The 19,232-nt window shown below is 64.9% G+C and carries 16 protein-coding genes; 8 read left to right on the plus strand and 8 right to left on the minus strand.

What is annotated here, in order from left to right; genetic code table 11:
* The first annotated feature begins 171 nt into the window (after positions 1–171).
* Complete coding sequence (locus E3O11_RS15405; RefSeq protein ID WP_092450452.1) at positions 172–1,380, plus strand: lycopene cyclase family protein; 1,209 nt, start codon at positions 172–174, stop codon at positions 1,378–1,380.
* The gene (locus E3O11_RS15410) at positions 1,377–2,318 is read left to right on the plus strand and encodes a Brp/Blh family beta-carotene 15,15'-dioxygenase (protein WP_158251598.1); all 942 of its coding nucleotides are present in this window, start codon (positions 1,377–1,379) and stop codon (positions 2,316–2,318) included. Before E3O11_RS15405 ends, E3O11_RS15410 begins: the two co-directional genes overlap by 4 nt.
* Positions 2,319–2,336: 18 nt before the next feature.
* Here E3O11_RS15410 and E3O11_RS15415 read toward each other — a convergent pair whose 3' ends face one another.
* Both E3O11_RS15415 and E3O11_RS15420 read right to left on the minus strand, forming a co-directional pair.
* Complete coding sequence (locus E3O11_RS15415; RefSeq protein WP_092450314.1) at positions 2,337–4,001, minus strand: ABC-F family ATP-binding cassette domain-containing protein; 1,665 nt, start codon at positions 3,999–4,001, stop codon at positions 2,337–2,339.
* A gap of 40 nt (positions 4,002–4,041) precedes the next feature.
* A complete protein-coding gene (locus E3O11_RS15420; protein WP_092450316.1) occupies positions 4,042–4,713 on the minus strand; it encodes a class I SAM-dependent methyltransferase in 672 nt (223 codons plus the stop codon).
* Between the two features lie 140 nt (positions 4,714–4,853).
* On the opposite strand from E3O11_RS15420, the gene E3O11_RS15425 reads away from it, so the two are divergent.
* Positions 4,854–6,107 carry an MFS transporter gene (locus tag E3O11_RS15425; RefSeq protein ID WP_233195114.1) on the plus strand — a complete coding sequence of 418 codons (1,254 nt, stop codon included), beginning with the start codon at positions 4,854–4,856 and terminating at the stop codon, positions 6,105–6,107.
* Between the two features lie 18 nt (positions 6,108–6,125).
* Here E3O11_RS15425 and E3O11_RS15430 read toward each other — a convergent pair whose 3' ends face one another.
* Entirely contained in the window at positions 6,126–7,973 is a 1,848-nt protein-coding gene (locus E3O11_RS15430) for a sigma-54-dependent Fis family transcriptional regulator (protein ID WP_092450318.1), read from the minus strand.
* Positions 7,974–8,139: 166 nt separating this feature from the next.
* Between E3O11_RS15430 and E3O11_RS15435 the strand changes: the two genes are divergently transcribed.
* From E3O11_RS15435 to E3O11_RS15455, 5 genes are all read left to right on the plus strand, one after another.
* Positions 8,140–9,996, plus strand: a complete 1,857-nt coding sequence (locus E3O11_RS15435; protein WP_092450320.1) for a hydantoinase/oxoprolinase family protein — start codon at positions 8,140–8,142, stop codon at positions 9,994–9,996.
* Between the two features lie 48 nt (positions 9,997–10,044).
* Positions 10,045–10,500: an acetone carboxylase subunit gamma gene (locus E3O11_RS15440; RefSeq protein ID WP_233195111.1), complete on the plus strand. Its 456-nt coding sequence runs from the start codon at positions 10,045–10,047 to the stop codon at positions 10,498–10,500.
* Between the two features lie 2 nt (positions 10,501–10,502).
* Complete coding sequence (locus tag E3O11_RS15445) at positions 10,503–12,629, plus strand: hydantoinase/oxoprolinase family protein (RefSeq protein ID WP_092450324.1); 2,127 nt, start codon at positions 10,503–10,505, stop codon at positions 12,627–12,629.
* A 52-nt stretch (positions 12,630–12,681) separates the two neighbouring features.
* Positions 12,682–15,015 carry a hydantoinase B/oxoprolinase family protein gene (locus tag E3O11_RS15450; protein ID WP_092450326.1) on the plus strand — a complete coding sequence of 778 codons (2,334 nt, stop codon included), beginning with the start codon at positions 12,682–12,684 and terminating at the stop codon, positions 15,013–15,015.
* An 88-nt stretch (positions 15,016–15,103) separates the two neighbouring features.
* Entirely contained in the window at positions 15,104–15,904 is an 801-nt protein-coding gene (locus tag E3O11_RS15455) for a hypothetical protein (protein ID WP_092450456.1), read from the plus strand.
* A 121-nt stretch (positions 15,905–16,025) separates the two neighbouring features.
* Here E3O11_RS15455 and E3O11_RS15460 read toward each other — a convergent pair whose 3' ends face one another.
* The 5 genes from E3O11_RS15460 to E3O11_RS15480 all read right to left on the minus strand — a co-directional run bounded on the left by E3O11_RS15460 (position 16,026) and on the right by E3O11_RS15480 (position 19,058).
* Entirely contained in the window at positions 16,026–16,322 is a 297-nt protein-coding gene (locus E3O11_RS15460; RefSeq protein WP_092450328.1) for a bacteriorhodopsin, read from the minus strand.
* 69 nt (positions 16,323–16,391) lie between these two features.
* Positions 16,392–17,111 (minus strand): DUF2461 domain-containing protein, encoded by a 720-nt coding sequence (locus E3O11_RS15465; RefSeq protein WP_166787604.1) that lies wholly within the window; start codon positions 17,109–17,111, stop codon positions 16,392–16,394.
* 9 nt (positions 17,112–17,120) lie between these two features.
* Positions 17,121–17,690, minus strand: coding sequence for an HhH-GPD-type base excision DNA repair protein (locus tag E3O11_RS15470; protein ID WP_092450332.1), 570 nt, complete (start codon positions 17,688–17,690; stop codon positions 17,121–17,123).
* 67 nt (positions 17,691–17,757) lie between these two features.
* A complete protein-coding gene (locus E3O11_RS15475) occupies positions 17,758–18,213 on the minus strand; it encodes a DoxX family protein (RefSeq protein ID WP_092450335.1) in 456 nt (151 codons plus the stop codon).
* 170 nt (positions 18,214–18,383) lie between these two features.
* Positions 18,384–19,058: an SDR family NAD(P)-dependent oxidoreductase gene (locus E3O11_RS15480; protein WP_092450337.1), complete on the minus strand. Its 675-nt coding sequence runs from the start codon at positions 19,056–19,058 to the stop codon at positions 18,384–18,386.
* Positions 19,059–19,232 lie beyond the last annotated feature (174 nt).

The raw sequence follows: 19,232 nt of genomic DNA on the forward strand, positions 1-19,232 counted from the left end.
GATAAAGCACGTACCTAGGTAACCTGGCTAGGTATATTAGGAAACCTACTCCAAATCGACGTTCAGAGGTAGTAGTGATTCATCCGTAGATTTCTTCAGCTGTTGTAGCCGACTCGATCGGTCCACAGAATCACCACACCTCAGCATGTGGTTAAGAGAAATAGAGCACAAATGAACTCTGTCGAAGACGCTGACGTTGTGGTGCTTGGTGCGGGACTGGCCGGGCTTAGCCTGGCGGCCCGGCTGGCGCGCGCGCCAGCCGGGCCGCGCGTTGTCGTCGTCGAACCGCGCACCGCGTACCAGGACGACCGCAGCTGGTGCTTTTGGCAGCAAGAACATCACGAACTCTCGCACTTGGTTTCCCAACGCTGGCCGACGTGGACCTTTACTGATGCCGCAGGTAGCGCGGTTCGGCACGAGGTTCCGGCTTTGTCATACCAGTACATTCGTGGCATCGACTTCTATTCCAGCGCGCAGACCGACATCGCTCAGTCGCCGCGTGTAGACCTGCGTCTCGGCGTACGCGCCGAAATGGTGAGCGCGGTGCCGCACGGTGTGCGGGTCGAAACCAGCGGCGGCACACTGCTGGCCCGTCAGGTGATCGATACGCGACCACGGCCCGCTGCCGCGATGCTCTATCAAAGTTTTGTGGGCGTTGAATTCGAGTGTGACGGGCCGCATCCGTTCGACCCGACCGAGGTGACATTGATGGGGTCGCTTGCCGCCAATGAGGAAGGCCTGAGCTTCGTTTACGCGCTGCCATTGGGTCCGAACCGGGCCATCGTGGAGTGGACCCGCTTCGGCACAACGCCGATCAAACGGGAACTTCTGGCCGGTGAGTTGGACCACGTTTTAACGGGCCTGGGTCTGGATGACGTTCGTCGGGTGCGCACCGAGGGTGGGGTGCTGGCCATGGGACGGGGCCGTCAGACCGCGCCGGAGATACCCGGGGTGGTGCTTGCCGGAAATGCGGGCGGCGCTTTGCGAGCCGCCTCAGGCTATGGATTCTTGCGCATTCAACGGTGGGCGCAAGTGTGCACGGATCGCCTCCTGGCGGGGCGGGAAGCGGTGGGGCATCCCGAAGAACCGTGGCTGCGTCGCACCTTCGACCGCATATTTCTCCAGGCCGTTCGCGCGCATCCGGAACGTACTGCAGAGTATTTTCTCGCTCTGGCCCGCGGTGTGCCGCCGGCCACCCTGGTGCGTTTCCTCAGTGACGGCGCCCGGGCCGCAGACTATGCCAAAATCATATTCAGCCTGCCATGGAGCCCGTTTATCGCCCAGGTAGCCGCACCCACAGCCTTCACCTCTGCATCGGCTGCACAGGCCTTACTCGTCGTCACGCCCACTGGGACCGTGTGCTCGGGCGAGACACAATGATGGAGCAGGTCGCCGCGCCCCGAATCGGTACCGCCCGCGCAACCGCCCGAATCCGCCACGTCCCCATCGAAACGGTGGTGTTCTCCGGTCTGGCACTGACCACGCTGGCCATGCTCGAGTTCGGCCTGCCGATGCTCTCACCTACGTTTCAGGTCGTACTTCTCGGCGTGCTCGTCGCCGTGCTGGGTCTGCCTCACGGTGCCCTCGATCCATTGATCGCGCGTCGCGCCGGCGTCTGGCGAACCCCGCTGGGTTTTGCTGCGTTCAACACGGTATACCTCGTGATTGTGGTCGGTGTCGTGCTGCTCTGGCTAGTCGCCCCGGTGCTGAGCTTGGTTGCGTTCCTGATCGTGTCGGCGCTGCATTTCGGGTCTGATTGGAACGCTGATCGTGGGTTGTGGCTGCGCTTTCTCGCCGGATTCGGGCTGCTGAGCGTACCGGCCTTCTCACATCCGGATCAGGTGGGCGCTGCCTACGTGGTGCTTGCCGGTGCCGACGGCGCGATGGTGTCGGACGTGCAGGCAGGACTGGCACCGCTCGCTCTGGCCGGGCTGCTGGTGGCGGCCGTCGCCGCCATGCGGCATCGGCCGCATGAGAGCGTGGAAATCGTGCTCACGTCGGTGCTCGCATTGGCCTGCGAGCCGCTGGTCTTCTTTTTGGTGTATTTCTGTGCGCTGCACAGCTTTCGGCATTTGAGGGCGGGGTTTGCCGAAGAACGTGGCGGAGGGCGACTACCGCCCCTGATCGTGGTCGTGTATACCGTGGTGCCGATCCTCGCGGCCGGTGCTTTGCTGTTCGTCATCGGCCCCAGCGGCGATATGCCGGAGCAGATACTGCAAGTGCTGTTCATCGGCCTGGCCGGCCTCACCGTGCCGCACATGATCGTGGTCACCCACGAAAAGCGGCACCAAAAGAAGTTGATGGCCCTGCCCGGGTGAGCTGTTCGGACGTGACCGTCAGCCCTCGAGAACCTGGCCCGCTTCGACTTTCCAGTGCCGGTCGGTGCGCACGTTGGCCAGCATGCGCCGGTCGTGGGTGACCAGAAGCAGCGTGCCTTCATAACTGTCGAGCGCCTGTTCCAGTTGCTCAATCGCCGCGAGGTCAAGGTGGTTGGTCGGCTCGTCGAGCACGAGCAGGTTCACACCGCGCGCCTGCAGCAGCGCTAGCCCGGCCCGGGTGCGCTCCCCTGGCGACAGATCGTCGACCGGGCGGTTCACATGGTCGGCTTTCAGGCCGAACTTAGCCAGCAGGGTGCGCACTTCGGCCGGGGATAGATCGGGTACGAGTAGCTCGAAACTCGCGGCCAGGGGCCGGGCGCCGGCCAGGAGCGCCCGGGCCTGGTCGATTTCGCCGATCGCAACGCTGGCGCCGAGGTGAGCGCTGCCGGCATCCGCTTTCTGACGTCCCAGCAGAGCGCGCAGCAGGGTGGACTTGCCGGCGCCGTTCGGGCCGGTGATGCCGATGCGTTCTCCGCCGTTGATCTGCAGGGAGACCGGGCCGAGCACGAAGTCGCCCTGCCGGAATTCGGCGTTATTGAGGGTGGCCACGACGGCGCTCGAGCGCGGGGCGGCGCCGATGGTGAACTCGAGCTGCCATTCCTTGCGGGGTTCCTCGACTTCTTCCAGGCGCGCAATACGGCTCTCCATCTGCCGCACCTTCTGGCCCTGCTTCTCGCTCGATTCGACCGAAGCCTTGCGGCGGATCTTGTCGTTGTCCGGTGCCTTCTTCATGGCATTGCGCACGCCCTGGCTCGACCATTCGCGCTGAGTTCTGGCCCGCCCGACAAGGTCGGCTTTCTTGGCGGCGAACTCGTCGTAGTTCTCACGGTTGTGCCGGCGCGCGGTTTCGCGTTCCTCGAGGTAGGCGTCGTAGCCGCCGCCGAACACCCGGTTTGCGCCCTGCGCGAGGTCGAGTTCGAGCACCCGGGTGACGCAGCGGGCGAGGAATTCGCGGTCGTGGCTGACCAGCACGACGCCGCCGCGCAGCCCGGTGACGAAGGTTTCGAGGCGTTCGAGCCCGTCGAGGTCGAGATCATTCGTCGGCTCATCGAGCAGCACGATGTCAAAGCGAGAGAGCAGCAGGGCGGCCAGGCCAACCCGGGCAGCCTGGCCGCCGGAAAGCGCGGTCATCAGGCTATCGGCGGTGAGTGTGCTGCCGAGGGTGAGGCCGAGGTCGGCGAGCACGATCGGCAGCCGCTCGTCGAGGTCGGCCGCACCGCTGGCCAGCCAACGCTCGAGCGCGCTCGAATAGGCGTCGGCCGGGTCGATCCCTCCGGCGCGCGACTGAGCGGCTCCGAGAGCGGATGCCGCGGCATCCATTTCGCGGGTCGCCTCGGCGCAGCCTGTGCGCCGGCCGATGTAGCCGGCGATGGTTTCCCCGGGCACCCGTTCGTGTTCCTGCGGGAGCGCGCCGACGAAGGCATCCGCTGGGCTGAGCGCGATGGTGCCGGCTTGCGGCTCGGTAAGCCCCGCCAGCAGGTTCAACAGGGTGGATTTGCCCGCGCCGTTGGCGCCGACCACGCCGATCACATCACCGGGGGCGACGGTCAGGTCGAGCGATTCAAAGAGGGTGCGGTGCGCGTAGCCGCCGGCCAGGCCCTTGGCCACGAGTGTTCCGGTCATTACCCAATGTTCTCATTGCCGCAGGCGTAGGGCGACCGGCTCAGATCGAGTGGGTGCGACGGAGGGTCAGCACGCTGTCCACGAGGGTGGCGACGTGGCCGTCCGGGCCGATGGCTTCCCGCTCAACAGCAGCTTTGGTGACGATCTCCCAGTGCTCGGCGAGCAGCTCGAGCGAGGCGAGCACGTCGTCGGCGGTCGGCAACGGAACGCCGTCTGGCTTGTGCTTCGACCACGGCGGAAACTGGGCGTGGCCCACGACGAGCAGCACGCCGCCGGGGGCGACCGTTGCGGCGGCGCGGCGCAGGATGACCTCGCGGGGCAGCTCGACCGGTGATTGCAAAAAGTGTGCCGTGACGAGGTCGAACGGGCCGTCCGGCTGCCAGGTGGCCAGGTCGGCGGCGATCCAGCGGATGCGTTCAGCGAGGCCAGCCCCTTCGGCGGCGGCCTGGCCGCGGGCGAGCGCGGTCGGGGAGATGTCGACGGCGGTGACGGACCATCCGTTTTGGGCAAGCCAGAGGGCGTCGCCACCCTCCCCGCTGCCGAGGTCGAGCGCCGTGCCCGGCGCGAGGCCGGCGGCCTCGCGTTCGAGCGCCGCGTTCGCGCGCCCGCTCCAGGCACGATCGCTCTCGCGATAGCGGTTTTCCCAGAAGGTTGCGGGATCCTGTGAAGGCTCGTCGTGCAGTGCGGCGGTGTGCTCGCCGGGATTCGTCATGATCCCACGATGCCCGGTGGGGCGGCACGGCGCAACTTTCGCGGCCGGCGTCGATCAGACCGGTCGGCCGCTCGGTAGAGTGAGCCTCGCGAGCACTCGAGTCGCACGCCCGACGGTGCGACCAACTGGGGGAACAGACTGTGAAGCACGCCAGCACACGCGCGACGACCTCGTCACCCGCACCGAACCTACAGCAGCGCGTCGTGCGAGTGCTCATCGCCGGGCAGATTCTGGGCGGTATCGGCATGGGAGCAACCCTGTCGCTGGGCGCGCTACTCGCCGCCGAGCTGTCGGGGTCCAGCGCCTGGTCGGGCATGGCCGCCACCATGAGCACCCTCGGGGCCGCGATCGTGGCCGTTCCGCTCGCCCGCCTGGCGCAGGCGCGCGGGCGTCGCGTGTCGCTCGCGACCGGTTCGCTTATGGCCGGCGCGGGTGCGGTGCTCGCGATCATGTCGGTGTCCGTCGACAACTTCCCCCTGCTACTGCTGGCCCTGATGCTGCTCGGCGCCGGCTCAGCAACGAACCTCCAGGCCCGCTTTGCAGCGACCGACCTGGCCAGCCAGCGCTTTCGAGCACGGGACCTGTCCATCGTGGTCTGGTCCACCACCATTGGCGCCGTGCTCGGCCCGAACCTGTTCGGACCGGGCGAGGCGCTCGGTGCCACCCTCGGGCTTCCGGCGATGACCGGGGCGTTCGCCTTTTCGCTCGGCGCCACGGTCGCCGCCGCCTTCGTCTACGCGCTCGGGCTGCGACCCGACCCCCTGCTGACCGCGCTGGCGGCGCGCACGACGAGCGTGGGCATCCGTCGGGCCAGTGGTGGTCTGGCTATTCTGCGCGGCAACACGGCGGCCCGGTACGCCGTTGTCGTGATCGCGCTCAGCCACGCGACCATGGTGGCCCTGATGTCGATGGCGCCGGTGCACCTGCGGGACCACGGCGCGACCCTGACCATCGTCGGGCTGACGATAAGCCTGCACGTGGCCGGCATGTACGCCCTCTCCCCGGCGTTCGGGGCGCTCGCCGACCGGTTCGGCCGGCTTCGGGTGATCCTCGGCGGGCAGGCCCTGCTGCTCGGGGCGCTGGGAGCGGCCTGGCTCAGTGACGGGTCGCAGGGCACGATGACGGTAAGTCTGGTGCTGTTGGGCCTGGGCTGGTCGGCATCCGTTGTCGCCGGCTCTGCGCTCGTCGCCGAGGCCGTCGAGATCGAGGATCGATCCTCGCTGCAGGGGTTCTCCGACCTCTCGATGAACGCGGCTGGCGCTCTCGGCGGCGCGATCGCCGGGCCGATTCTGGCGCTGGCCGGCTACTCCGGACTCGGACTGTCCGCCATGGCACTCGTCGCCGTCGTGGTCGTCTGGTCTGTGATTCGCCTGCGTGCCACACACCGCCAGTAAGCGGATGCCGCAGCCCGGCTACGAGTCGGTGACGGTGATACCGAAGGTTTTTAGCTTGCGGTAGAGGGAGGACCGAGCTATTCCCAGGGACTCGGCCGCGCGCATCCGATTGCCGTCGGCTTTGTGCAGGGCACCGACGATGAGGTCACGCTCCCCCGCTTCGATCGCCGACAACAGGCGCGGTGCACCGCCGTGGCAGTAGGCGGGCAGGTCTTCGGCCTGGATGGCGCCGACCGGTCGCGTGAGCAGGGCGGTGTCGAGCGCTTCTTCGAGCTGACGAATATTGCCCGGCCACGGATAGCGGGAGATCACCCGCATCGCTCCGGCGCTCACAGTGGCCGGACGTAAACCGGCCCGTCGCGCGAGCACCCGGGTGACGATGTCGGGCAGGTCTCCCTGGCGGTGCCGCAGCGGCGCAACCGTGACCGAGGTTGTGAAGTGCTGCAGTAGGGCCGTGTACGGGCGGGCAGCGGCCAGGTCAGCCTGAAGATCGGGTTGCGACACGGTGACGGCCAGGCCGCCAGCACCGGCTTCGCGGGTCACCAGAAACGCCTCGAGTTCGGCGGTCGCTGCCTCGGTGAACCGATCGATATTGCGAAAGATGTACAGCGTTGGCCGGGCCAGGGCGCTGATCAGGTCGTTATTAATGGCCGAGTGCACGCCGTGCTGATTGAGCTGCTCGGCACCGAACACGACGCTTCGACCCAGCGGAACAATCTGGCGATATAGTTCGGCGAGCAGCGACACCTTGCCGCCGCCGGCCTCCCCCAGCACGAGCAGGGGCGCGCCGGCGGTGAGCGCGGTGACCACTCCGCTCGAGGCGCGTTTGCCGAGCAAGGATTCCGCATCGTGCAGAATCGCCGAAGAGTCAGCAGGAATGGGTTTCTTCAACCGGTGCCTCCGCAGCGGCGGCAGGGTCAGTCTCGATGCGGGCACCGGTACCGGTGCGGGCTCGGAGACGATTTCGACCACCACAACGATGCCGGCGACGTCCGGGCCCACCACGACACGTTTGCCCCGAACATGCACGACCTTGCCCGAGGACAGCTCGATCTGGTCGACCGGCTGACCAGGAGAAATCATCAGATAGCGAGCGTGCTCTTGAATGGTCCACTGTTCATCGGGAGAAAACGAACTTTGCGCGACCGCGTTGCCCATCACCACGGTGCCGCCGATGGCCATGACGGCGCCCCGGTTGCGGGAATCCACCCGCACATACTCCTCAAACAGTGCCTGCTGTCGCTGACTGCGATCGACGAGCAGGTTGCGCTCAATCTCATGGGCGGCCGACCGCACCAGGGAATGCATGAGCGGGCTGGCATCTTCGATGAGGCAGCTGATATCCAGCACCCCCTCCACCCGCCCGGTGATCGGGTCCCGAATGGGACTCCCGGCGCAGGCGAACGGCTGCAGGTGCTCGAGAAAATGCTCGGGCCCCACGATGTACAACGGTTGACCCGACTCGAGCACGGTGCCGATTCCGTTGGTTCCGACGCTCGCCTCGGCGTAGTTGAAGCCGGGCGCCAGTGACACGTCATCGAGCAGGGTTCCGATGGTCTTGTCGGTTTCGGAACGACTCAGAATTCGTGCCTTGTAGTCGGTGAGTACGATCGACAGCGGCATTTCAGCCATCTCACCGCTCAGCCGGGCGATGACCGGTTCCGAGCAGCGCATCAGGCGGCCGGTCAGATCGAGGTCGTTGTGAAACACTGCCTGAGAAGTGGATGCATCCACTCCCGCTGAGAAGGAACGCTGCCAGGAGGCGGCCACCACGCCAGGAACCGATTGGGTTTCAGCGTGTCCGAATCGCAGAAAATCGGCGCGCGCCGCCGCTATCTTGATTCGCCGATCGGCGACTCTATGCATATCGACTCCCTTGTGGACTCTGCAAGCATGCCCGCTGCGACCCCGCGAGCGCTAGTCGTGCGGTGTCCCAATCTGGGACACGCTGTACCTCGGACGCGGGGTCATTCTTGGTGACGTGGCTCCCCGAGAGCCTCGATCACTCACCACAAACCGCAAAGGAGCGCTCATGGAACGATTGATCAACATCGACAATGGTGGAACCCTCACCGACATTGTTGTCGCCAGTGGCACGGATTTCACGTTTACCAAGACCCTCACCACTCCGGTCGACCTGTCCCAGTGTCTCTTCGACGCGATGACAAAGGCATCCGCTCTACTGTTCGGCGAAGCGAATCTAGCCGACCTGCTGCATTCAACCCAGCACATCCGCTATTCATCGACCCAGGGCACCAACGCGCTGGTGCAGCGCAAGGGGCCCAAGATCGGGCTCATCACCGACGATCCCACCCTGCCGGACTCGCTCGGCCACTCGGACGACACCGCCGCGTTGTTCACCGACCTGATCGGTGCCCGGATCGGCATCATCACGGCCGACGGCAGTCCCGAGGAACTCTCCCGCCAGCTCGTCGCCGAGATCAACCGACTGACCACCGCCGGAGCGGAGCGTCTCGTCGTCGCCGGCCTGAGCGCCGAACGCGAACACCTGTTCAAGCGCACCATGCTCAAGAACTTTCCCCGACACCTGCTCGGTTCGGTGCCGATTCTGTTCTCCCGCGAGTTCGCCTCTGATACTTCCCGCCAGCGTCAGGTTTGGTCCGGCATCCTCAACTCCTTTCTGCACCCCACGGTCGAGCGTTTTCTGTACAGCGCCGAACACCGGCTGCGCGCCTACAAGGTGAAGAACCCGCTGCTGATCTACCGCAACGACGGCGCTTCCTCCCGCGTGGCCAAGTCGGTCGCGCTCAAGACCTACTCCTCCGGACCGCGCGGCGGCCTCGAGGGCACCCGTGCTCTCGCCGAGGCGTACGGGCTCGACAACGTGCTCATGATCGATGTCGGCGGCACCACAACGGATGTCGGCGCCGTCGCCAATTCCACGATCGCCGTCGACCGGCGCGGATCGATCCAGGGCGTCGACATCTCCTACGAGATGAGCGATGTGCGCTCGACCGGAGTCGGCGGCAGCTCGATCATTGCCGTGCACGACGGCGAGATCACCGTCGGGCCGGAAAGCGTCGGGGCAGCCCCCGGACCGGCCTGCTTCGGTTTCGGTGGCACGCAGGCCACGATCACCGACGTCAACCTGCTGCTCGGCGTGCTCGACCCCGCCACCTATCTGAACGGCGAGATGGCCCTCGACGCCGAACGGTCGCGCGCTGTCATCACCAAGACCGTCGCCGACCCACTCGGAATCAGCCTCGACGAGGCCCTGATTCGCATGGAAGCCAGCTATTCCAGCCACCTGGCGCGGGCCTTCGCCGACCTCGTGAGCGCGACGGGCGACACGACGGTCGCCGCGTTCGGTGGCGGCGGACCGATGAACGCCTGCGCCGCCGCACGCATTGCCGGCGTGCACAACGTACTCGTGCCGCGGCTCGCCGCGGTGTTCTCGGCCTACGGAATCAGCTTCTCCGACATCGCCCAGTCCTACGAAACGAGTGTCACCGGGTTCTCGGAGGCCGAGATCACCGCGGTGCGCACGTCGATGCAAGCGGATGCCGGCAAGGACATGTTCCAGGAAGGGCACGACCTGAGCGAGTGCGAACTCGACTGGTCGACCATTGTCGAAGACGGCGAAGAGATTCTCTCGCTCAAGGCCACCTTCCGGCTGCCGCACCCGACCATCGCCAGCGGGGTACCCGCTGCGGCGAGCGCCGCCGTGGCCGCCGGAACCCGGCAGGTGCGCTCCACTCCCACCCAGATCGACAGCGTCTCGGTCTACCAACTCGACGACCAGAAGCCCGGCGCCGCGGCGGCCGGACCGGCCATCGTCGAGGGACCGTTCTTCACCGCGCGCGTGCCGCTCGGCTGGACCCTGACGGTCTCCACGGCCGGCGACCTGCAGCTCGCCGACACGCTTTAGCCCACTTTTTTGTTTCCCCAGGAAGGTACAAACACAATGCGCGTTCCCATGACCGAATACCTGCTCATCGACCTCGATACGGAGCGGTGGATCTGCCGCGTCTGCGCCCATGACTTCGGCGACGCCCGCGGCAACTACAAGGAAGGAACTCTGGTCTACGACCGGGACCCGCAGGAGATTCACCCCCCGGTGATCGACCCGGAAAAGTACGAGTTCACGTTCTCCCCGGACCCGACCTTCTGCCGCATCCTGGAGTTCTACTGCCCCACCTGCGGCACCCAGATCGAGGCCGAATACCTGCCGCCGGGGCATCCGCCGACCGTCGACATGCTCTGGGACATCGATTCCCTGCGCGAAAAGTGGGAAGCCCACGGCGGCAACCCCGAGGAGGTCGTCAACTACGGCCCCGGCGAGAACGCCGAGACCGACCTCAGCGCCCGGTTTGATTCCGTGTCCGCACATTCCCACTCCCACTCGCACGCCGACAACTCCGAAGGGCACTGACCGTGAAACGCATATCCGTAGACATCGGCGGCACATTCAGCGACTGCTTCTTCGTCTGGGACGACGTGTACATCGAATCCAAGGCGCTCACCACCCACCACAACCTCGCCCTCGGTTTCAACGAAGCCCTCGACCGGGCCTGCGAGCGCGCCGGCATCAGCCGCGAAACCGCGCTCAAGGAGGTCGACTCGGTGCGCTACGCCACCACCCTCGGCACCAACGCCCTGATCGAGGGTAAGGGGCCGCGGGTCGCGGCGATCGTCACCCACGGCTTCGAGGACACCATCCCGCTCTCTCGTGGCCGCGGCTACGGCGAAGGACTCGACGGGGTCAAGCAGGGCGATATGCCCGATGCCCAGCGACCAGACCCGCTTGTGCCGCGCCGCCTCATCCGCTCGGTTAAAGAACGGATCGACTCGGTCGGCGAGGTACTGGTGCCCCTGATGTACGACGACGTGCGCACCCAGGTGCGCGAACTCGTCGACAACGGCGCAGAGGCCATCGTTATCGCGTTGACCAACGCGACCGAGAACTCGGTGCACGAGGATCGCATTCTCGAGATCATTCTCGACGAGTACCCCACGCACGAGCTCGGGTCGATTCCGGTGCTGCTGAGCAGCCAGGTCTCCGGCCGCAAGGGCGAATACGTGCGAGCAATGGCCACCGTCGTCGACGCTTTTCTGCACCAGACAATGTTTCATGCCCTCAATCAGCTCTCCAACAACCTGCGTGACTCCGGTTATGAGAAGCCGATGCTCGTCATTCACAATTCGGGCGGCATGGCGCAGCCCAATTCAACGGATGCCCTGCAAACGATTCACTCCGGACCGATCGCCGGCGTCGGCGCGGCCCAGCACCTGTCGGAGTCGACCGGCCTCGGCGACGTCGTGTCAATGGACATGGGTGGCACCTCGTTCGATATCGGTCTGGTGCCAGAGGGCGGTGTGCGGCACTACGATTTCCAGCCCACCATTGGTCGTTGGATGGTCTCCGCGCCGATGATCCACCTCAACACGCTCGGCGCCGGCGGCGGATCTATCGCCGCCTACAACCGCATTCACCACGCCATCCAAATCGGACCGGAATCAGCCGGAAGCGACCCGGGCCCGGCCTGCTACGACCGTGGCGGCCTGCGCCCCACGGTCACCGACGCCGACTTGGTACTCGGCTACCTCGACCCGGACAATTACGCCAACGGGCACATCAATCTCAACAAGAAGCGTTCGATCTATGTCATCGATGAGACGCTCAGCGACGAGCTCGACCTCGACGCGGTCGAGGTTGCCAAGGTTATCAAGAAGACAGTCGACGAACAGATGGCGATTGGCATCGAAAAGGAGCTGCGCTCGCGCGGCGGGCTGATCGAGGACTACACGATGCTCGCCTACGGCGGTAACGGTCCGCTGCATGCCTGCGGCATCGCGGCGAGCGCCGGCATCAGCCGCATCCTGTTTCCACCCTTCGCGTCGGTGTTCTCGGCGCTCGGCGCCGGCAATATGCGACCGCTGCACATTCACGAACGCAGCGCCTACGTCGTGCTCTACGAACCGATCAAGCGCAGCCTCTACGCTCAGTACGAAGCGCTCAACGGGTACATCGAGGAGCTGGAAGCGAAGGGCGCCGAAGACCTCGTGCGCCAGGGCTACGACCGCGCCGACGTGCGCTACCGACTCGAAATGGACATGCGCTACGGCAACCAGCTCGTCACCACTGCCGTCGCCTTCAACATCAACCGGGTCAACGGGGTCGCCGACGTGCTGCACCTGATCAAGACGTTCTCCGAGATCTTTGGCGAACGATACGGCGAGGGAACCCAGGCGCCAGAGGCGGGCGTCCGGGCGCAGACCATTCGCGTAGCGTCCTATATCGAGGGCGAAGTCATTCAATTCGAGTCGATCAAAACCGGCGGCGAGAAGATTAAGCCGGCACCGGTCTCGCGGCGTTCGGTGCACTTCACGAGCATCGCCGGCGCGGTCGACACCCCTGTCTACGACGCCGACGCGCTCAAACACGAATACGTGATCCACGGACCGGCGATCGTCACGACCGAAAACACCACCTATCTGGTGGAACCAGGCTGGCGCCTGGAACCGACAGTGCAGGGGGCGGTATGGCTACTGAGCGACTGACCGACCTTCCCACTTTTTCTTCAGCGAACGCAAGCAAAGGAGCTTGAACACCATGACACTGACAACTGACCAGTTCGTGCCCACCAGCGGAGACGACGACGCATCCCAGCTACTGACCGACCAAGAACAGCAGTGGGTCGACAAATTCATGGACGAGACTACCCTCTTCCTCGGGCCAGACCCGGCCATCATGCGTACTCACGAGATCATGCCGCGCACCGCCTATGAGGAGGAGTGCATCGCGAAGGGCATTGACCCGCTCGAGGTCGACCGGATTCGCAAACGCCTGGCCGGTGCACTTGACGAGGCCTTCGAGATGTGCGAGAGCATGGGCGCGGCGCCCGGAGCGAAGTGGGCCGACCTCTCCTGCGCGGTCTACACCGCCGAGGGCGATGTCACGTATCTCTCCAACCGCGGCGTGATCGCCTTCTCCGCGGTGCTGCACCATCCCATCCGCTACATCATGAAGAACTGGAAGGATGAGCCCACCGTCGGCATCAACCCGGGTGACGGCTTCTTCCACAACGACTCCCGCTTCGGCATGGTGCACAACACCGATCAGTCGATGCTCGTACCGGTCATGCGCGACGGAATCATCATCGCCTGGGTGGGTGCGACCATCCACGAAGGCGAGAACGGAGCGTGCGAACCAGGTGGTATGCCGTCGGGTTCGGAGTCACCATTCGATGACGGTCTGCGTGCCTCGCCGATCAAGATTGTGGAGAAGGGGCACCTGCGGCGCGACCTGCTGACGTTCTTGCAACACTCCACGCGCGACCCGAAGCTCATGCTCGCCGACATCAAGGTGAAGATGGGCGCCACCCGGCGCATCATGGACACCGTCGACCGGCTCATCGACGAGGTTGGGCAGGAGACCTTCGTCGCGTCACTTCGCGTCACCGTCGAGGACGTCGAGACTGAGGTACGCCGCCGTATTGGCGAGCTGCCAGACGGCACCGTCACCTTCAATCAGTTCGTGGACTCCACGCTTAAGGAGAACATTCTGATCAAGTTCGCCTGCAAGATCACTGTGAAGGGCGAACGAATGATTATCGATCTCACCGGTACCGGCCCCGAGATTCTCAATCGGGCCCTCAACTCGCCGCTCGCGTCAACGAAATCTTTCATGTCCCAGGCAGTTCTCTCGTACTGGTGGCCTGACCTGCCTCGCAGCACCGGAGCGTTGTCGCCCATCGAAATTATCACGGAGGAACATACCTGGGCGGATGCCGGCTACGACGCGCCCGTCGGCCAGTCGCTGCAGGCATCCTTCCGCGGCTTCTCCGCCCTACAGTCGGCCTTCGCCAAGATGCAGTTCTCATCGCCACAGAAATACTCGAACGTCGTGGCGCCCTGGTTCAACCAGATCAACGATTTTCTCTGGGGCGGCACCACACAGAACGGTGAGCAGGTCGGTAATCTGTGTGCCGACCTCAACGGCATGGGCGGCGGGGCGAAGGCGTTCCGCGACGGTGAAGACGCCGTGGCGCCGTTGTTCTGCGCCATGGCCGACCTCGGCGAGCAGGAAGTCATGGAAGAAGAGGTACCGTTCTTGCAACTGGTCAGCAAGCGGCTGGTGCGCGACAATCAGGGCTTCGGCAAGTATCGCGGCGGCATGGGTTACGAGATGATGGTGGCCTCTCGCGGTACACCCAGCTGGGGTTTCATGACCGTCACCTCCGGATCGAAGTTCTCCTCGGTTCCCGGAATGTTCGGAGGGTACGGCTGCCCGGTCTATCCCCTGGCCATGGTCAAGGACATCAACATCTACGACATCATCAAGAAGGACCCGTCGCAGTTCAACCTTTCGATGGAACGCGTCATGAACGAGCAGCCCTTCGAGGGCGGCGATTACCAGACCGGACACATGGGGCTGCAGTTCGACGTGGCCAAGGAGGGCGAACTCTACATGATCGCCCAGGGCGCCGGCGGTGGCTACGGCGACGTGCTAGAGCGCGACCCCGAACTCGTCGTGACCGACCTTGAGCTGGACAGAATCTCGGCCCAGGTCGCCACGAACGTTTACGGCGTCGTCTGGGAAGCTGACACTTTCGTGGTGTATGAGCAGGCAACGATTGAATTGCGGGCCCAGATGCGCCAAGATCGCATCAGTCGCGGCAAGCCGTACAAGGAGTTTGTTGCGGAGTTCGTTCAAGAAGAGCCGCCTAAGGACCTGCTTTACTACGGCTCGTGGGGCCAGGACAACAACGAGGAATTGCTGGCGACGCACTGGGGCAAAATTGAGCCCGAGCGGGTCAAGGGCAAGATCGGAGATTTACCCCTCATCATGGTGCCCGACCGCCGAGTTCTGAAAATCAGCAAGCTCGAGGCGCGCGTGCGCGAACTTGAGCAGAAGTACGGCGAAGTGGCCGTGCACAAGTCCTAATTTTCACCAGCTGACCCGGGCTGCGGGACCGTCTCCTTACGGTCCCGCAGCCCGGGTCGATTTTCTTGATTGATCGATGGGAGACACCGTGACCGTTTCATTGAATGAACTGCTGGCCGAGCCAACGTCGGGCCGCCGTCGCGCGGTCGTGCTGGACAGCCACGACTATGCCCAATCCGTTTTTCTGCAGGGCAAGCCGGTGCCGTGGCAGGAGCCGATGGCCTTCGCGAACTTCTTCGGCCAGGTGCAGGGCGTGCTGAAGTCCGACCTGGCCCTGCTCAGCCTCGACCGGTTCTACGCCCAGCGGGTCGCCGCCGACCCTGCGCTTCAGGCAGCGATGGGCGCCAAAACCCGCACCGGCTATGCCCTGCGTACCCTGCTCGGTAATGCCGAGACGACGGCGTACGTGATTGAACTGGCCACCCTCTTTAGCCAGACCCAGCGGGTACCGGTCGTGCTGCAGATTCCGTCGCCGATGCAGTGGCTGGCACTCACGCATCCGTTTTCGGGGTCGAACGATGTGTCCGGGCTCGACCCCGACAACGCCGAAAACGCGTCAATGTATGTTGCCGACTGGCTGCGCGGGTTCGCCGCGCTGCCGCTGATCGCCGTGCTGCTCGACGACCGCGGCCCGGCTGTTGGCGGGGTACCTTTGTCGACCTATTCTCCAGTCGCCAACGTGACCGACCACTACCGGTGGGCGCTCGGCCAGCGACACGACGACCACGTCGAGCTGCACGGCAGCCAGCTGAGCGGAGCGGTGATCAGCGCGGAGTTCTGGTCGTCCGACTCCGGCACGCTGCTGCCCGACGGCGATTTTCTGGTGGGCGAGGTGCCGCGCCAGGCGGTTCCCGAGCAGGTGCTGAGCCGTATTACGGCGCTGGACTAGGCGGCGCCTTTGTCGGGTGAGGCATCAGACATCCGTTGTCACCTCGATGTCATAGGCCCAGGGTGTACAGGGGGCCCGGCCGAGCAGACGTTCGCTCGGCCGGGCCCCGATGACGTTCGCCCTATTTCACGACGTCCGCGGGCTTGATCGACCGAGACAATTCCCCGGCGTCCTCGACGGACAGTTCCTCCAGCGCGAATGCCGGGTCGTCGGCAAAGGATTTCATCCGCGCAATCTGGAAGATAATGAGCCCATAGAGCGCCTTCGCCAGAATGTCGGCTATCGAGTATCCGAGTTGCTTACCGACCCAGGCGTCTCCACCGCTCACACCGATGGCCGGAAGCAGGTACGCGATCGGATAGACACCCCAGGTCAGAATTTTGCTGTGAGAAACGGCGCCCAGATTGTGCACCACCACAGGGACAAAGTGTGACCGGCACTTAGCGGGGCCCTGGCCTGATGCGGCGCGGGTCCCGGCTGGCTGTGGTCAGGCAGAGCGACGGCGGCCTACGGCTGCTTCCTGCTCGAGCGGGGTGGCCGCGGCCAGTGGAACGTTGAGAAAGTCGACTACCGGTTGAAACGCCCGAAACCGTTCAATGACGAGGTCGGTGAAATTCTCGTCGAGCGCGACGTCGCCGGGCAGGTGGCCGACCAGCGCCCAGCTGCGATTGAGCAAAAGGTCAGCCGCCGGATGGCCGACCGGGAAGCCGCGCGGCGGGCGGATGAGCTTGTTGCCGCCGAACGGTTGCGCCAGTTGTGTGAGCGCGGGCGTGGCGAGCAGAGAGCGCAGCTCTCCGTGGTGGTCGAGCACGTAGTCGCGGATGGCCCGTAGCTGCGGTGGCGGCGGGCTGTAGGCACCGCCGGCCACCATGACGCTGCGCACACCCACCTGCAGAAAGTATCCCGCTCCCCCAGCCTTCTCCAGTCCACGGGGTGGCCAGTGGGCAGCGAGATGAGTCTTATACGGCGACTTGTCGTTCGAGAATCGAACGTCACGATAGATGCGCATCATGGCCTTGTTCGGCGGGCGCACACACTCGGCCGCGAAGTCGCCCAACGCAAGGTTGATTCGCTCGATGACCGCAAGCATCCGGTCTTTCAACTCGTGCTCGTAAATCGCTTTGTGCTCCTGGAACCAATCGCGTTCGTTGCGATGCTCGAGTTCGTCGAGAAAGTCGAATGTCCGTTCGTTGAAGTGAGGGCCCACCACGCGAGACTACGCCTTCGCGGCTGCCTTAGCGGCGCGCTTGGTCTCGCGCACGCGAGTGAGCGATTCGGGGTCGACAATGTCGGCCACCGATCGGTATGACCCTTCCTCCCCATAGGGAGCGGATGCTTCGCGCCAGCCGGCCGCGTCGACTCCGAGTCGTTTACCGAGGAGTGCGAGAAAAATCCTCGCTTTCTGTTCGCCAAACCCGGGCAGTGACTTCAGCCGACGGAATATTTCCTTGCCGTCGGGATCGCCCTCCGTCCAGATCGAGGCGGTGCAGCCGTTCCAGTTGCTCATGATGGCCCCGGCCACCGATTGGGTACGCGCCGCCATCGAACCCGGGTAGCGGTGCACGGCCGGTGACGCGCGGAACATCTCGGCGAAGGCATCCGTGTCGAAGTCGGCGATCACTTTCGGATCAAGGGTGCCGATCCGTTCGCGAATCTTGGCCGGACCGGCAAAAGCCGTTTCCATCGCAACCTGCTGGTCGAGCAGCATTCCGATGAGCAGCGCGAACGGATTCTCACTGAGGAGGGCGTCGGCGGTGTCATCGCCGGTGATGTGCAGCGTCGTCATGGGAATCAGTCTGCCACCGCCACCCTGTGCAGCCGACCCGGTACGGCCCGGTTCACGACGGACGGGGCTATCGGCGCCCACGCAGCGCCCGACGGAGTACTGTGCTCGCCCCGGTCGCCCACAGTGCCCACAGCACGAGAAGCGGCTGGAACAACAGTCGGATGAAGCGGCTTTGGTCGGTGTCGAGGCCGAACGCGTCGGTCTTCGTCAGGTACTGCGAGATGTTTCCGGGGAAGATGGCGATGAAGAAGGCCGCTACCACGAATCCGACCAGCACACGCTGCTTCGCGGCGACGAGGAGGGCCACGCCGAGGGTGATCTCCACCACCCCGGAGCCGAGCACGACGAGGTCGTCGTTCAGCGGTACCCACTCCGGCACCTGTGCCTGGAAATCGTCACGCGCGACCGTGAGGTGGGTGGCTCCGGCACCGGCCAGGACCAGTCCGAGCGCGATCCGTGCCGCCGTGCGTGGGATCGACCCGGTGCGGGAGGTACGGGATCTCTGCTTGGCCGTCTCAGTCATGCCAGAACGCTAACACTCGACGCAGTCAACCGACGCAATTCCATCGGACGAGCGGCCGCTCGGGTGGCGGTGGACTTCTTTTGGGGGCACTGCGTCCACGCGCAGACCGCGCCGAGCCTCACTTCGTCGTGCAGTCGGGCGGACTATCGTGCGACGGGGCAACGAGTTCGCTACTCCCGGCCGTCCTCGAGCGGGATGAGCATGGTGCGGAACGGACCGGCAACGGCGTGGAGGTCCCAGATGCGATCAGCGACGCCATCGATGCCGTTGGCAAGCTGAAGCTGGGGGATGCCGCCGGGGATCACCAGTTGGTTAACCCGGATACCGTCACCCTCTAGGGCATCGTGCAGCATCTCGCCGTAGGCGCTCTCGGCGGGGAAGGCGATCGACGTGCCGGCGAAGCCGGCGCGCGCCTGCACCGAGGTCCCGCCGTTAATCAGGATGATGCTGCCGCTTCCTGCCAGACGCATTCCCGGCAGCACCGTGCGCACGGCGTGGATGAGTCCGAGGGCCGAGAACTGCAATGCCTCCAGCGCCAGCTCAGGAGTCATCTCCAGCACCGACTTCAGGTAGTCGCGCGACGGGAGAGGACTGTACTGCAGCGCAGTAATGGGACCGAGCTCTGCCGCGGCACGTGCAAGGGCAGCTTCGAGCGACGCGGGCGTGCGGACATCCGCAGCGTAACCACTCGCGGTGAAGCCGGCATCGGTCAGCTCGGCTGCCATAGCGTCCAGCTTCGACTGGTTCCTGGATATCAGGGCAAGCGAGAAGCCCTCGCGCCCGAACCGGCGCGCAACCGCTGCGCCGAGTCCCGGTCCGGCTCCGATGATGGCGATGACAGGCACGATGGTCTCCTTCGATTGATGCTCTCGTGACGAATATCGCAAGAAACTTGAGCCTAAGCGTTGAACCTGAAATCCAGCACGTTCCAACGGCTGCCTGCATGAAGTCCGGAGACTGCGGCACGCGCATTCAGGGATGCATTGACGCGATGACTAGTCCGACGTCGCACGGGTACG

The sequence above is a fragment of the Cryobacterium levicorallinum genome, assembly GCF_004402405.1.
Lineage (GTDB): Bacteria > Actinomycetota > Actinomycetes > Actinomycetales > Microbacteriaceae > Cryobacterium > Cryobacterium levicorallinum.

Bases quoted from the DNA above. Each gene is read 5' to 3' on its own strand.
- E3O11_RS15405 (WP_092450452.1), top strand. From the start codon at position 172: ATGAACTCTGTCGAAGACGCTGACGTTGTGGTGCTTGGTGCGGGACTG.
- E3O11_RS15410 (WP_158251598.1), top strand. From the start codon at position 1,377: ATGATGGAGCAGGTCGCCGCGCCCCGAATCGGTACCGCCCGCGCAACC.
- E3O11_RS15415 (WP_092450314.1), bottom strand. From the start codon at position 4,001: ATGACCGGAACACTCGTGGCCAAGGGCCTGGCCGGCGGCTACGCGCAC.
- E3O11_RS15420 (WP_092450316.1), bottom strand. From the start codon at position 4,713: ATGACGAATCCCGGCGAGCACACCGCCGCACTGCACGACGAGCCTTCA.
- E3O11_RS15430 (WP_092450318.1), bottom strand. From the start codon at position 7,973: ATGCATAGAGTCGCCGATCGGCGAATCAAGATAGCGGCGGCGCGCGCC.
- E3O11_RS15435 (WP_092450320.1), top strand. From the start codon at position 8,140: ATGGAACGATTGATCAACATCGACAATGGTGGAACCCTCACCGACATT.
- E3O11_RS15440 (WP_233195111.1), top strand. From the start codon at position 10,045: ATGACCGAATACCTGCTCATCGACCTCGATACGGAGCGGTGGATCTGC.
- E3O11_RS15450 (WP_092450326.1), top strand. From the start codon at position 12,682: ATGACACTGACAACTGACCAGTTCGTGCCCACCAGCGGAGACGACGAC.
- E3O11_RS15470 (WP_092450332.1), bottom strand. From the start codon at position 17,690: ATGACGACGCTGCACATCACCGGCGATGACACCGCCGACGCCCTCCTC.
- E3O11_RS15475 (WP_092450335.1), bottom strand. From the start codon at position 18,213: ATGACTGAGACGGCCAAGCAGAGATCCCGTACCTCCCGCACCGGGTCG.